The following is a 13903-nucleotide window of genomic DNA, read 5'->3' as shown; positions in this document are numbered from 1 at the left end:
ACCTCTTGCGTAAACGTTACAATATAACATACCATAAAAATAAAGTTGATACATTATCACATTACACAAAATCAGAGGTTAGAATAATGAAACTGTCTCGATTGGCGCTAGGCTTATCGCTTTTAGCGCCTGCGTCACTTTTTGCGTCTCCGTTAGTGCTGGCACAAACGCTTTCTGGCACGGTAACCAATGCAGCGGGCAAGCCTCTCGCCAATGCCACTGTTGAAATTGAGGCGCTAAAGAGGGTTACCAGCACCAACGAGCAGGGTGAGTTCAGTTTCTCTGACGTAAAGGACGGTGAGTATACGCTGCATATCTTTGCATCTGGTTTTGCTCATTTACATGAAGAGGCAACAGCGCAATCTAACTCTACAGGTGGCACAAACTTTGTACTAGCGCGAAGTGCTATTGAAGTGATTGATGTGCATGCCACACCTATGCACTTATCTGTCATGGAATCGGCTACGCCAGTAAGCGTGTTATCAGGTGAAACCTTACGACGTCAACAAGCGGCAACACTTGGCGATACGTTAGAGAAATTGCCAGGCGTACAATCTAACTTTCATGGCAACGTGGCAAGCACGCCAATAATTCGAGGCCTCAGCGGTCCACGGGTACTTATAACGCAAAACGGTTTGGATGTGAGCGATGTATCCCGCGTTGGCCCAGACCATGCGGTAGCGAGTGAAGCCTCAACCGCTAACCAAATTGAAGTGCTGCGAGGACCTGCCACCCTGTTCTTTGGAAGTGGCGCAATAGGCGGTGTGGTTAACGTAGTTGACCAACGCGTGCCTACCTCCACTGAAACACGCGGGGAATTTTTACTAGAAACCCAAACCGTTAACGATCAGAAGCTTGCATCGTTTAACGTGACCACTGGCGTTGACAACATAGCCTTCTATGCTGACGGTTTTTATCGCGACTCAAATGACTATGAAACCCCAATGGCGCCTGATATTGACGAACCGGATGGCGAGCATGTAGTTGAGAACAGTAATGAAGAATCCCACGGGTTAACGTTAGGTACCAGTTACTTATTTGACCAAGGTTATGTTGGTGTGGCGGTAGAAAGGTTCGAACGAGAGTACGGCGTGCCTGGGCATAGCCATGGTGATGACTCATCAGTATTTGCTGATCTTGAGCAGACTAAGTACCAACTTCTTGGCGAATACAACTTTACTAATGACTTTTTGCAAAGTGTTCACTTTAGAGCGGGCTATACCGATTACGAACACGCTGAAGTAGAAAGTGGTTTAGTCGGTACTACGTTCAGCAATGAAACAGAAGAACTTCGCGTTGAGCTATTGCACAAACCCATGGCCGGCTGGCGTGGCGGTGTAAGTCTTCACTACAAAGGCGCGGACGTTTCGGCGCAAGGTGAAGAAGCCTTCACACCTCCTTCAGAAATGGAGATGTTTGCTATAGCTTTGATGGAAGAACGCCACTTTGGTGACTTCTTAGTTCAGTTAGGGGCCCGTGCAGAAAGAGTAACACTGGACGCTTCGAGTGTGTTGCTGCCCGAGCTAGATGCTCACGACCATGATGAAGAGCACGAAGAAGACGAGCATGATCATGAGGAACACGACCATGACGAAGGTGAGTTAGTTCGCCAGTTCGCGGTAGACCAAGAGTTTACCCCTATATCACTGTCGGCAGGAGTGGTTTACACCATTAATGAGAGCTATAACGTAGGCGTTTCACTTTCCCGTTCAGAGCGGGCGCCTTCAGCGTCTGAGCTCCTTTCGTTTGGCCCGCATATTGGCACCCGTACCTATGAGATAGGCGCCTTGTTTGATTTGTCAGAAGAAGGCGAGTTTGTGCTTTCTCAAACGCCTATCGATCTTGAAACTGCCAACAATATCGACCTAACGTTCAGAAAAACACAGGGCGATGTTGGCTTTGTGTTTAATGCTTTTTATAACCAGGTAGATAACTACTACTTCCAAGAAGAAACCGGCTTATTCGCTGAAAGTGGCCATGACCATGATCATGGAGAAGAGGAGCACAGCGAAGACGAACACAGCGATGAATTACCTGTTTACCTGTTTGGTTCTGCTGATGCCATTCTTCATGGTTTTGAGCTACAAGTTGCGTGGCAAACCACTGATAATTTAAAGCTCGATTTCTTTGCCGACTACGTTAAAGCCCGACTTAAAGATGGTGGCGCACTGCCGCGAACCTCGCCTATGCGCGTGGGAACACATGTTGCCTACTCGCTCGACAACATTCGAGCCGACTTAGACATTACCCATTTTGCCAAACAAGACGACATCTCAACCTTCGAGACTGAAACAGACGGTTACACCCTTGTTGATGCATCAATTACCTATGACATTCCAATGGGGGATATTGATTTATCGGTTTACCTGAGCGGTGAAAACCTCACAGACGAAGAAGCGCGCGTTCACACTTCATTTTTGAAAGACATTGCACCGCGTCCAGGCAGAAACTTTGCCTTCGGTGTACGTGGTTATTTTTAAAATCAGCTTAAAAAAAGAATTATTGATAGGGATACACACATGAAAACTAGACTTACGCTAAGCGCTATAGCCAGTGCGCTTTTGCTTGCAGGCTGTGGTGATGCAGAAACCAATATTGTAGAGCTGGATCCTATTGAGGTGCCAGAGGATGATCACGATCACGATCACGACGATCACGACTCAGATTATGAAATTGAAAGTGAAGGCAGATTGGTTGTTGCCGATGCTGCATCAAATACGCTCACTGTCTTTGATCTAGATGATAATTCAGTACTTGATACGTTTTCTGCAACCTTTGATGGAAGCAGTGTAAGCGCCTCCGCAGACTATCGCTTTGCAGTAATCAACAGCCGAGCAAACGGATTAACTGAGTTTCTTGATGGTGGATTATGGCGAGAAGATCACGTAGAGCACCTGCACGACTATGAAGAAGCCCCAAGTCTGTCTGGTTTCACACTTGAAGGTAGTCAACCGACTCATGTAGTAACACACGACGGTCAGCTTGCTGTTTTTTACGACGGAAATGCCGATACCAGCATGCCGGCAGCGGTAAAAGTGGTAACTGACACCCAAATTGCCAGTGAAATTACCGAAGTTCCTACTTTGGAGTTTACCGTAAATATGCATGGTGTCGCCGAACCTCGTGGTGACATGCTGATTAGTACCGTACGTCGTGATGATGCAGAGTCTCTTTCGGCCAACCCAATCTTGCCAGACAGCGTTGCAGTATTTCACTGGCATGATGGTGAGTACGAAGAAGAGCAACGTTTTGATGGCGAGTGTGCTGACTTACATGGCGCTGCTCAAAACGAAGTAGCTGTGGCATTTGGCTGTAGCGACGGCGTATTAATATTAAACGAAAATGATGAGGTATTTACCAGCGCGTTTATCGACAACATTGATGGTCTTGGCGACCTGCGCATTGGCACAATGTATGGACATGAACACGCAGAAGCGTTTATTGGTATTGCTTCACAACATGGTGGCGGTAGCGCCATTCTGGCTAACGTGTCGCCTGTAACTAGCACCATGAGAGTAATTGACTGGCAGCCAGAGACTGACGCTCATGCAGTGTCATACGGTTTCTCAATGGGCGGTGAATTCTTTGTTATTTTAGATGACAAAGGTTTTGTAACGCTGCTAGAAGCGCATGAAGAAGATGGTGACACTCACTGGGAGTTTGCACACAAAATTGATGTGGCCAGTGCCAGCGCGGCTAACCTAACAGATGACCAGTCGTTTAGCATGGCGGCATCACAGCATGAAGAAGCCTTGTTTGTTGTTGACCCTGTTGCGCAAGCTATCCTTGCTGTAGATTTGGAAAGCGAGACCACGGAAACTTTACTTGAGCTAGACTTCGAGCCTGCAGGTGCAGTTTGGCTAGGTATTGCGGAAGAACACGATCACGACGATCACGACCACTAATACACAGTGGCATTTCACTAACGAAAGAGCAGGCTATAAGCCTGCTCTTTTTGGTTTTAATGTATTTTTTGCTTAAAGCCATTAGTTTGTTTCTAGAGCTGCTTACAACAACAGCATTATTTAGGCAGCGGAATAAACTCGCGGTCATCACCCGGAATAGTTGGGAATAACCCGTTTGCCGAACGAGCCTCAGCGTCTTCTATTTTCTCTTGAGAGTACGCCAAAAAGTTCCAACGTAAAATGGGTTGTTTCTCCATTTTCTCTCCACCTAAAAGGAAGTAGCGACTATTCTCCATGGTTTCAATTTCACTTTCATCGTCCAATAGCACAAATTCGCCTGCGCTGAATACTGCATCGCCTAGTTTTACTTTTCCGGAAATAACGTAACAGGCCGTTTGAGAATTGCCACATGGACGCTCAATAACCGCTCCTGCTTCTGTTATCACATCTAAATAAAACATGGGTGAGTACGTCTTAACCGGTGACGTATAGCCGTACGCTTCCCCTGCAATTAGTCGCATCAGTACTTTTTCACGATGTATATAAGGCAGTTTAGCTTTGTTAACGTGTATAAAGCTGGGCTCCATATCTGCCTTTTCTTCGGGTAATGCAACCCAGCACTGTAGACCGTTGAGCACATGATCACTGCCTCGGGTTTCAATGGTCTCTCGCTCAGAGTGAACAATGCCTTTACCCGCTGTCATCCAGTTTACGTCGCCAGGCTGTATTTCCTGAATAGTGCCTAAGCTATCCCTATGCAGCATACTACCTTCCATTAAATAACTAATGGTGGCCAGTCCTATATGCGGGTGGGGCCTAACGTTAATGCCGCTGCCTGCTGGGAAATGTGCAGGTCCCATATGGTCAACAAAAACAAATGGGCCAATGCTCCTTGCGTCAACGTGGGGAATAATACGACTTACTGAGAAGCCACCTAAATCTTTTTTGTGAGATGAAATTCGTTTTGCCATGATCTTTCTCAATTAACGTTGTTGGGAGAAGTTAACCGGTGACCACGCGGGCTCGGCTGTTTCTATTGGTGTTGCGAATTCTGGGTACTGCTGTCTATCGGCAAAAACGACGTTGCCGTCTACGACAGTTAACTGTGCTTGTGTGTTTAGCAATGCCTTTTCACTTACTGTTAAGATATCCTGGTTAAGAATAGCAAAGTCAGCGTAAAAGCTAGGTCGCAATCTACCCTTAACGTTTTCTTCTCCAGATAGTGCAGCACTGCCTTGAGTAAATAGCTTAAGGGCTGTCAGTCTGTCTAAATGCTCTGTACCTAAATCAAAACCACCCACGGTTTTTCCGCTCACTGCCCAGTAATAGGTTGCCCATGGATTAAAACTTGAAACGCGGGTACCGTCTGTGCCTAAGCCCACTGTGATACCAGCACTAAGCATTTGCTTTATAGGGGGCGTGCGCTTGGCTTGCTCGGCGCCATATCGCTCAACGAAATCCTCACCAGCAAAGGCCATACGACCTTGTACCGCAATCGCGCCACCTAACGCTTTAATGCGCGAGAGATTTTCATCAGACACCGTCTCGGCGTGGTCAATAATCCAGCGCACACTATCAACGGGCTGTGTTGAGTGAATATGTTCAAGTACGTTTAAAATACGTGTTATAGATTGATCATAAGTGGCATGGAGTCTAAAAGGCCACTGCTGTAAAAGGTGCAGACGAATAACCTCTTCCAGCGCATCTTCGGCTTCACCTGGAAGTTCAGGGCGTGGCGCACGAAAGTTTTCATAGTCTGACGCTTTATAAGTAAGCAGCTCGCCGCCCCCTTCAATCACATAACCATTGTCTAAATGTATATGATGATTTTGATTCGCTTCGTACTTGCTCATCCATGTAGCAAAACTCACCATTTCTTTACTGGGAACTTGCGGAAACAAGTAATTGGAAACCCGTATCGGTAGCTCGCCGAGTTTGGCAAGGGTTTCACTAGCCGCATAATCTTCAGGAAAAGTATGGCCACCGCCGCCTGCGTCTACTACACTGGTTACGCCTAGGCTAAGTAGTTTGCGATAAAACTGTCGACTGGAATTTAACTGTTCATTTGCGCTTAGTTGAGGCAGCGCGGCAATGGTCTTATATAAAATCATTGGGTTGGGTTGAGCGAGCAAAACACCTGTGGGGTTGCCGTTAGCATCTCGCTCTATCACGCTTCCCTTTGGCGCTTGGGTGTCTTTGTCTATTCCCAGTGCTTCAAGGCCTTTTTTATTGAGCACACCACCTGAGTAAAGATGAAGCACAAATACCGGTGTGTTTGGCGCGATGTCGGTAAGCTCTTGTGGTGTAGGTAAGCGCTTCTCTTCAAATTGATAAGGGCTAAAACCTCCAATGACTCTTACCCATTGACCCTTGGGCGTGCGTTTGGCTTGTGCTTCTAGCATGGCTAAGCCTTCTTTCAAGCTTGTAATACCTTCCCAGCGAGTTTCTAAATTATAAAAACGTCCTCCACGCGTTACGTGCATATGCGAGTCATTAATACCTGGAATGAGCCGCTGTCCTTTTGCATCGATTACTTGAGTGGCACTATCTGCGTCTGCTAGCAGCTGTTGGGCATCTTGCGAAAAGGCGCTAAATTTACCGTTTTCTACGCTAAGAGCCGTATAGGTTTGGCCGCTCGAATTTGTGATTTTTGCATTTACAACGACCAGATCTGGGGCAGCCATTGCCTGGCTAGCGCCAAACAATAGAGCAACAATCGAAAAACGTGACAATAATAAATTCATGGGATAGCTCCTAGTTATTGCTGCTTTGGCTAGTGGTTTGTTTACCTGACTGGGCTGCAAAATAAGTGGCTAGGGCGTCAATATCGTCATCGCTAAGCCCTGATGCATTGGGGCGCATGATGCTGGCCATACCGCCTTTCCTGATGCCGTCGCGATAAGCTTTAAGTGCATAAACTAGGTACGGTTTGTTTTGACCTGCCAAATTAGGGTTACTTTCAATGTTGGCAATGCCTGTTTCACCGTGACACCCCATACAGTATTGTGAAAGTGTTTGGCCTTTTTCGTATTGCGCGCTATCGGTATTAGCGCTAACGCTGAAAGAAAGTGTTGCGATTTGAAGCGCGGTCAATAGTGCTACAAGTGGGTGCAAAGCTCTCATGTTAAACTCCTCGTGCAGTAACGATACAAGTGCGACAGGTCACGGTGACCTGTCGCATCAAAGGCTACTGGCCTTCTTTGGCGTTAAACATTTCGGTTGCGTAAATAAGGCCTAAACCGTATCCCCCAGCATGTTCTTTTGCGATGTTTGTCACGTCCACATAGCTTTCAGTGCGAGCCCAATCACGTTGAAGTTCTAGAAGGTACTGCAACCAAGTAATGGGTTGAGCACCTGCCTGAATCATACGCTGAACCGCCATGTCGTGAGCTTCTTTAGATACACCGCCAGACGCATCGGTTACAAAATATACGTCATAGCCTTCTTCAATGGCAGACAGCACTGGCCCTACACCGCAAACTTCTGTCCAAAGCGCTGCAATAACAATTTTGTTCTTTTTAAATTTCTTAACCTTGTCGGTGACTCGCTTATCTTCCCAGGTGTTCATCGTTGTGCGGTCAATAGGTGTTTGGTCGGGGAATACTGCTTTTAATTCCGGGAAAAGCGGGCCGCTGAATGACTTTTCAGCTACGGTTGTCAAAATGGTGGGTACATTAAATGCCTTTGCAGATTTTGCTAGACCTGTAACGTTGTTGCGCACATCTTCGATTGAATGTGAGCGTGTTGCAAACGCCATTTGAGGCTGGTGGTCGATAAGAATGACCGTGTGGTTGTCGGGTGTCAGAAGGCTCTTGGCTGGCTCTCCCGCTTGCACAGAAGGAACAAGAAAGGTTAAGCCAGTAACAAGTGCTGCCATTGATTTTTTAATATTGAACATCGTGATTTCCTCTTGGATTAAGTTTGTTGTGAGTACTTTGTAAACCTCGAGATAAATCTTATGTTCGTTTTTATAAATTTAAAATGCGTAAAAATTCATCAAGATATTCTATTTTTTAGAATTAAATGCCTAGATTTGAGAGAATCACGCAAAATCTAACAAATCAGTACCGAAGAAGTTATCGATGACACAGCGCCATTCACCACTTGCATCCCTTTGCAGAACGTAAACGGCGCGCTTACCCTCGCAGGGTAGGGCGTTGGGTGTTGCTTTAGGAACAAGGTAAAGCTTAGCGACGACTAGCGCTACGTCACCGGCTTGTATAACCCGTTCATCTCCGGTTGTAACAAAATGATCGGGCATGAATTTCTTTTGAAATTTAAGCAGGGCATCAACGCAGTCTCGCTGCGTGGCATGTTCTTCAGCGGCTTGGTTTTGCGTTGAGCTGGACATAGGGGTCGCGACCACTGTTGCATCGCTAGCATAACATTGGGATAAGGCGTCTTGATCGCCGCGGTTTACTGCGTCATGCAACTGTTGTAACACGTGAGATATTGGATTGTTCATGGCTGTCGTTCCGTTATTTTTACCGCAAGACGAGCCAATAAAAAACCCGCCTTTGCGGCGGGTTTAGTGAATTCTATTTACGCACTAGCTAACCCGCCCATTCCTTAGAATAGCGAGAATAATAATCAGCGCAGACGCTGAGTAAGCAGTATATGTATTCGTGTTTTTAGGCATAATGTTTAAAAACAGTGTGCTGCTAGTGAGTATTTAATGACCCGAGTATCCTTCGCACAATGAAGAAAGTCAACGGGTTTTTTAGGTGTAGAAATTAGACCCCTGCTGACGTGTGGGCAAGCGGTGAACGCTAGGTGTAACGCTACCCTAGGCTTCAAATATGGTAATGCGAATAATCGAACCCTGCTTTAAACAATCATAGATGTCTTCATCAGTAAAGCCACTGTTATGGAGAAGTTGCCTGGCAACAAGCTTGGCATCTTTTGTACTATCTCTGTTACTTAATATTTGAAGAGCTTTGTTTAAATAACTAATAGAAGGCATGATAAATAACCTAACGCGATACGAGTAACCTCTGTATGATAATTAAACGATGTTGTATGGTGTTGTGATCACTAACGCTACGCAAACAATGTCCCAAATTAAGGTGGAGTTTGATTCTTGGAGTTACTTTTTAGCTGGTTAACGGCCAACGATACATTGTCGATGTCATCTTCAGTGTTACTGATTATTACCTCGTTTTTCACGTCTATGATGACAGCAACTTTAGGTATAGGTGGCGGGGTGCTACTACTGGCGGTAATGGCCGGTACTATGCCGGTTAGTGCGCTGATCCCGGTTCACGGCCTGGTACAGCTTGGTTCAAACGGCAACCGTGCCCTGATGACGGCAAAGCATATCGACTGGCGTATGCTGAAGTATTTTTCTTTAGGCGCAATCGTTGGCGCTTTTTTAGCCTCTTTTATTGTGGTTCAGCTGCCGCTGGTAATAATTCAATTTGCGGTTGCCGCATTTATTTTATTCTTAGTGTGGGGGAGTAAACCCAAGGCTCAAGAAATGAAGCCCGCGGGTAGAACGTTAGCGGGGTTGGTGACCACCTTAGTTTCAATGTTTGTAGGTGCCACGGGGCCTTTGGTGGCGGCGTTTGTACACCGAAATAATTACAGCAAAATGCAGATAACCGGCACATTTGCCAGCTGTATGACACTCCAGCACGGCCTTAAAGCTTTTGTGTTTACCTTTGTAGGGTTTTCATTTGCACAGTGGGCGGGACTTATCATGATTATGATTGCCAGTGGTGCGCTCGGCACGTTTTTCGGCTTGAAGGTATTAAGGCGTATCCCAGCGGAAAAATTTATGCTGGCGTTCAAAGTTGTGGTAACGCTGTTAGCTCTTCGCCTGCTATGGCAGGCCACAGGAAGTGTGATTTAATAAACATATAAGCTTAAGAAGTTAACTTCTTAAGCTCATAATGTTTTTATACCTGATTTTTTCCTCTATTTTTTAGCTACTTAAAACTGATAATTTAGTGACAGATGCCACTCCCTTCCAGCACCAGGCACGCGCTCACCTACTCCCAGATCGGCATTCATTACACGGTTGATGCCCGCTGTATGAGCTGCGTACTGTTTGTCGAACAGGTTATGAATAGTTGCCGTAACCTGAAGGTTCGACTGAGCATTTTCAAAAAGCGTTAAAAGCCCTGAGATATGAAGCAAACCATAGCCTGCTGTGGGGGCTTCACTTTGCAGTGCCGAGATATGGTTTTGTGCACCTGCTAACTCAGATGTAAGCTGCATCTGAAGCGGCGCGTCAAATACCTGAGTATTCCATTGAACGGTTGTGGTTAACTGCTCTGGCGCAATGCGGAACAAAGCATCATCAATGTCATCACGGTTACCATGCTGAATGCTTGCTACTGCTCGCAAGCTTAGGTTTTCACTAAGCTGTCCTTGCACCGTCATATCCGCACCTCTAATAACAGCGTCGGTATTCGTCCACTGAAATGGCGTTGTACCAGCCATCATGGTAGATACCATGTTCGCCGCGGTATTCGTACTGGGTGAGCCGGTGATGTAATCCTCTATATCTTGATAGAAAAAGCGGGGCGAGAAAGTCCAATTTTTATAGGTGTAATCCACACCCATATCTAATTTGCGCGCGGTTTCATTGTCTAAATCAAGGTTGCCTATGTAGTTAAAGCCGTCAGCCATACCGCCCGAGATGCCAAGTGGTAGCCAGGTATAACGTTCGAAATAGGTAGGGGCGCGATTTTTCTGAGAAATGCCAAGCACGATATCAAGGGAGTCGCTTGCATGGTATCGGGTGGTAGCGGCTATATCTAACATGTTGTAGTTTTCGTCACGCTCAGCGGTATTAAAATTACTGACTAACGTAGCAACTGCAGGGTTCATCATCACCATGTTAGAACCCGCTTCTCCGGCCTCCATATTAACGCGGGTGTATCGCGCACCAAGCGTAGACGAATAATCTTCTTTGCTTACTGTCCATTGGGCATAAATACTCGCGGTATCTCTTTGTACATTAGTAAAGTTATCTACAAAGAACATACCGTTATTTGGGTTAGTAATAACAGAGTTATTTCTACTGTGGTGTAGATAAGCGCCCAATTCAAGCTCGCCACTATCTAACGGCATTACGTACTTGGCATCCAAGCCCTGGGCGATAGCGTCTGCATTGTTTTCTCTTGCCATGCTCTCAGACATCACCATGCGCTGGGAAAAGTTATCCATAGCATGTTGGTTACTGTTGCCAAACCAATTTATAGCAAAGTACTCTGCTTCGCCGGCGTTGTAGCGATAACCTAGTCGGTACCACGCTGCATCAATAAAACCTATATCCATGGCGAGCGCTGGTGTGCCGCTTTCATTTGTATTGAGCTGTTGATAGCTAGCATCGAATTGGTGTTTTCCCCATTCATAGCCAAGTCTAAATTTGCCGCCATTTCTTTGGTAGTGGCTGTTAGGTATAACCGCGTTATTGCCCGATTCTCGCTCATCACGCTGCTGATGCATGAACGCGCCGCTAACGAAGGCTTGGTCGGTTTTGTAAAGCACATTGCCCTGGTATTGTTGTCCGCTACCTGGGCCAATTAAACTGGCATTTACACTGCCAGTAATACCGCTTCCTAAAGCAAAAAGAGATGCCGCATCGGCGTTAATTCGCAACTTACCACCTAGCGTTTGCACCCCAGCACTCACCGGCACGATACCGCGATACAAAGTGGCGGTAAGCCCTGGTTCTGGCAGTACGTGGGATAATGGCGAGTCCATAGAGTTAGGCCCTGCACCTGCTATATCTACACCGTCTATAGATACGCCAACCCTATCACCGAAAAGCCCTCGGTATTGAATAAGACCTGTAACCGGGCCGTTTCGGGAAACCGATACGCCAGGCAGTTGCGCTAACTGATCGCCAAAATCAGCGTCTATATTGGTTGCGGCGGTCACCGTTTCTCGCTCAATTTCTACTGTATTATCATTAAGCGAAGAACCAATAACGGTAATCACTTCTGTTGAAGCGCTGTCAATTAACTCGGATGTGTTTGCATAAACGTGTGCAGATGTGCAGGCAGCTGAAACAGCGAATGCCAGTAAAGAATACTTCATAACAATTCCATTAAATAAACGAACTATGTGCACGGTTAAACCATGCGCGTTAAGTGTGTTATTAGGTTTTGTTATGCAATTGGTGGAGCGCGGCCAAGTGGGGCGGCAAACGCAAATGATGTGTAGGGCGCTGCTGCAAGGCGAGATACTAAGGCGCGATAGCGCACTAGGGATAGCACCGCCATTGAATCTACTGGTACATTATCGATAGGTGGAAGGTCTGAGAGTGTACCGTTGGTGCAATCTACATGCTCGACAGGCGCTTTTAGCAACTCGGGGCTTATAAATACAAATTCACCTTCAAGTTCTGTGGCACTAAGCGATATGTAGCGCATGGTCTTGCCTGTACAGATAAGCTCGATGTCGTCACCCACCAACCCACGCGCATGCTGCATAGTTTGCGAAGAAAGGCCGAGTGCTAATGCATTTTGCAAAAGCATACACAGGCAAAGTGTTAAGGCTATCAGACGTTTAATCGACATTTTTTATCTTTTTAAATTGCGCACTTTTATCATAGCCTGTGACGACAGTTTATTTCCACTGATTAATTGTGTTCGTTAATACCAGCTTTGATACCGGCTTTATTTAATTTTCGATAAAGGGTACGTGTACTCACGCCCAACTGGTCCGCAAGCTGGTTTATATCGCCTTTGAAAGTATCATAAACCTCAGCAAGATAAGCGTGCTCGGCTTCTTCTAGGGTCATAATTTTATTCTCAGGGTTTACCAATCCCTTAACATCCGCTTTTCGAACGTATTTACCATTACTATTCGCCACTGGGTTTAGGTCTTCGCCTGTAAAGTCATCGTCAAGGTCAGGTAAGTCTGACTCGTATATTACGGTCTCATCGGCAAGTAATATGGCTTGCTCCACGATATTACGTAACTCGCGAATATTGCCCGGAAAAGTATAGCTACTCAATTTCTCTAGTGTTTTTTTGCTGAAACGCTTTTTCTCTTGCGACTGCGCTAAAAAGTGCGTTGCGATAAGCGCAATATCTGACTGTCTTTCTCGCAAAGACGGAAGGCTAATAGGAAAGCCCGCAATTCGGTAATAAAGATCGCGTCTAAACTCGCCTCTTTCTACCATTTTCTTTAAATTCTTATGCGATGCGCAAACCAAGCGGAAGTTAGCTTTCTTGGAGACTACACTACCCACGGGGCGATAGGTTTGGGTTTCAAACAATCTTAGTAATTTAACCTGCATGGCAAGGGGGATATCACCTACTTCATCAAAAAATAGGGTGCCGCCTTCCGCCGCTTCTACTAGCCCTTTTTTGTTTGAAGTAGCGCCAGTGAAGGCACCTTTTTCATAGCCGAATAACTCACTTTCAAGCAAAGAGTCAGACAGTCCAGTGCATTCAATTACGACAAAAGGCTTGTCTGCACGACTACTGCTAGAGTGCAATGCTTGCGAGACCAACTCTTTACCTGTGCCAGTTTCTCCGTGCAGCAATACGGCTATATCTGAATTTGCAGCGCGATTTATTTTATTAAGCATAGTTTTAAATGCTTCAGACTCGCCAATCATTTTGCCTGCTGCAGGGCGATTAGATGCAAATGCAAGCTTATCTAAAATCTCTAAATAACCTAATAAATCGCCATTCCCATCGAATATTGGACGCATCAAAATATCGCAATAACTTTGACCTTCGCTGGTGGAGTGAATATGTACCACGCTCGCCGCTCGTCCAGTCGTCTTACTTTGCTGCATGGGACACTGCTCGCCGCATTGATCACAGGGTTTGTTGTTGCGATGAGATACCTGATAGCAGGTGCTATAGCCTAACTTAATATTAACGGGGTACGTGTCTCTGTAAGGCGCATTAACCGCCTCAATAATATAGTTTTGATTGATGAAAATAGCGGGTTTGTCTATTGCATCTATCATTGCTTGTACAATTGATATGTTCATTGTCAGCGTATTAGTTAATTCTAATTTTATTTCA

The 13903-nt window shown here is 45.9% G+C and carries 12 protein-coding genes; 3 read left to right on the top strand and 9 right to left on the bottom strand.

Annotation, left to right across the window (positions count from 1 at the left end):
* The first annotated feature begins 83 nt into the window (after positions 1-83).
* On the top strand, positions 84-2480 hold the full coding sequence (locus tag PCAR9_RS18730) for a TonB-dependent receptor (protein ID WP_179985283.1): 2397 nt from the start codon (positions 84-86) through the stop codon (positions 2478-2480).
* A gap of 39 nt (positions 2481-2519) precedes the next feature.
* On the top strand, positions 2520-3905 hold the full coding sequence (locus PCAR9_RS18725; RefSeq protein ID WP_179984899.1) for a 5-methyltetrahydrofolate--homocysteine methyltransferase: 1386 nt from the start codon (positions 2520-2522) through the stop codon (positions 3903-3905).
* Positions 3906-4021: 116 nt separating this feature from the next.
* Here the strand turns inward: PCAR9_RS18725 and PCAR9_RS18720 are convergent, their stop codons facing one another.
* The 6 genes from PCAR9_RS18720 to PCAR9_RS18695 all read right to left on the bottom strand — a co-directional run bounded on the left by PCAR9_RS18720 (position 4022) and on the right by PCAR9_RS18695 (position 8868).
* Complete coding sequence (locus PCAR9_RS18720; RefSeq protein ID WP_179984898.1) at positions 4022-4876, bottom strand: pirin family protein; 855 nt, start codon at positions 4874-4876, stop codon at positions 4022-4024.
* Positions 4877-4888: 12 nt separating this feature from the next.
* Positions 4889-6649, bottom strand: coding sequence for an amidohydrolase (locus PCAR9_RS18715; protein ID WP_179984897.1), 1761 nt, complete (start codon positions 6647-6649; stop codon positions 4889-4891).
* A gap of 10 nt (positions 6650-6659) precedes the next feature.
* Positions 6660-7028, bottom strand: a complete 369-nt coding sequence (locus PCAR9_RS18710; protein WP_014951160.1) for a c-type cytochrome — start codon at positions 7026-7028, stop codon at positions 6660-6662.
* A gap of 64 nt (positions 7029-7092) precedes the next feature.
* Positions 7093-7803 carry a hydrolase gene (locus tag PCAR9_RS18705; RefSeq protein ID WP_014951159.1) on the bottom strand — a complete coding sequence of 237 codons (711 nt, stop codon included), beginning with the start codon at positions 7801-7803 and terminating at the stop codon, positions 7093-7095.
* 144 nt (positions 7804-7947) lie between these two features.
* A complete protein-coding gene (locus PCAR9_RS18700; RefSeq protein WP_014951158.1) occupies positions 7948-8370 on the bottom strand; it encodes a YybH family protein in 423 nt (140 codons plus the stop codon).
* A 321-nt stretch (positions 8371-8691) separates the two neighbouring features.
* Positions 8692-8868 carry a hypothetical protein gene (locus tag PCAR9_RS18695; RefSeq protein WP_179984896.1) on the bottom strand — a complete coding sequence of 59 codons (177 nt, stop codon included), beginning with the start codon at positions 8866-8868 and terminating at the stop codon, positions 8692-8694.
* Between the two features lie 117 nt (positions 8869-8985).
* On the opposite strand from PCAR9_RS18695, the gene PCAR9_RS18690 reads away from it, so the two are divergent.
* On the top strand, positions 8986-9756 hold the full coding sequence (locus PCAR9_RS18690; protein ID WP_179984895.1) for a sulfite exporter TauE/SafE family protein: 771 nt from the start codon (positions 8986-8988) through the stop codon (positions 9754-9756).
* Positions 9757-9836: 80 nt separating this feature from the next.
* Here PCAR9_RS18690 and PCAR9_RS18685 read toward each other — a convergent pair whose 3' ends face one another.
* From PCAR9_RS18685 to PCAR9_RS18675, 3 genes are all read right to left on the bottom strand, one after another.
* The gene (locus tag PCAR9_RS18685; RefSeq protein ID WP_179984894.1) at positions 9837-11954 is read right to left on the bottom strand and encodes a TonB-dependent receptor; all 2118 of its coding nucleotides are present in this window, start codon (positions 11952-11954) and stop codon (positions 9837-9839) included.
* A gap of 71 nt (positions 11955-12025) precedes the next feature.
* The gene (locus tag PCAR9_RS18680; protein WP_179984893.1) at positions 12026-12436 is read right to left on the bottom strand and encodes a hypothetical protein; all 411 of its coding nucleotides are present in this window, start codon (positions 12434-12436) and stop codon (positions 12026-12028) included.
* 62 nt (positions 12437-12498) lie between these two features.
* Positions 12499-13845 carry a sigma-54 interaction domain-containing protein gene (locus tag PCAR9_RS18675; protein WP_179985282.1) on the bottom strand — a complete coding sequence of 449 codons (1347 nt, stop codon included), beginning with the start codon at positions 13843-13845 and terminating at the stop codon, positions 12499-12501.
* Positions 13846-13903: the final 58 nt, after the last annotated feature.

The organism is Alteromonas macleodii, assembly GCF_903772925.1.
In the GTDB taxonomy this organism is placed as follows: domain Bacteria; phylum Pseudomonadota; class Gammaproteobacteria; order Enterobacterales; family Alteromonadaceae; genus Alteromonas; species Alteromonas macleodii_A.
Note: the sequence above shows the minus strand (reverse complement) of the source record. Positions and strands in the feature narration are given on the sequence as shown.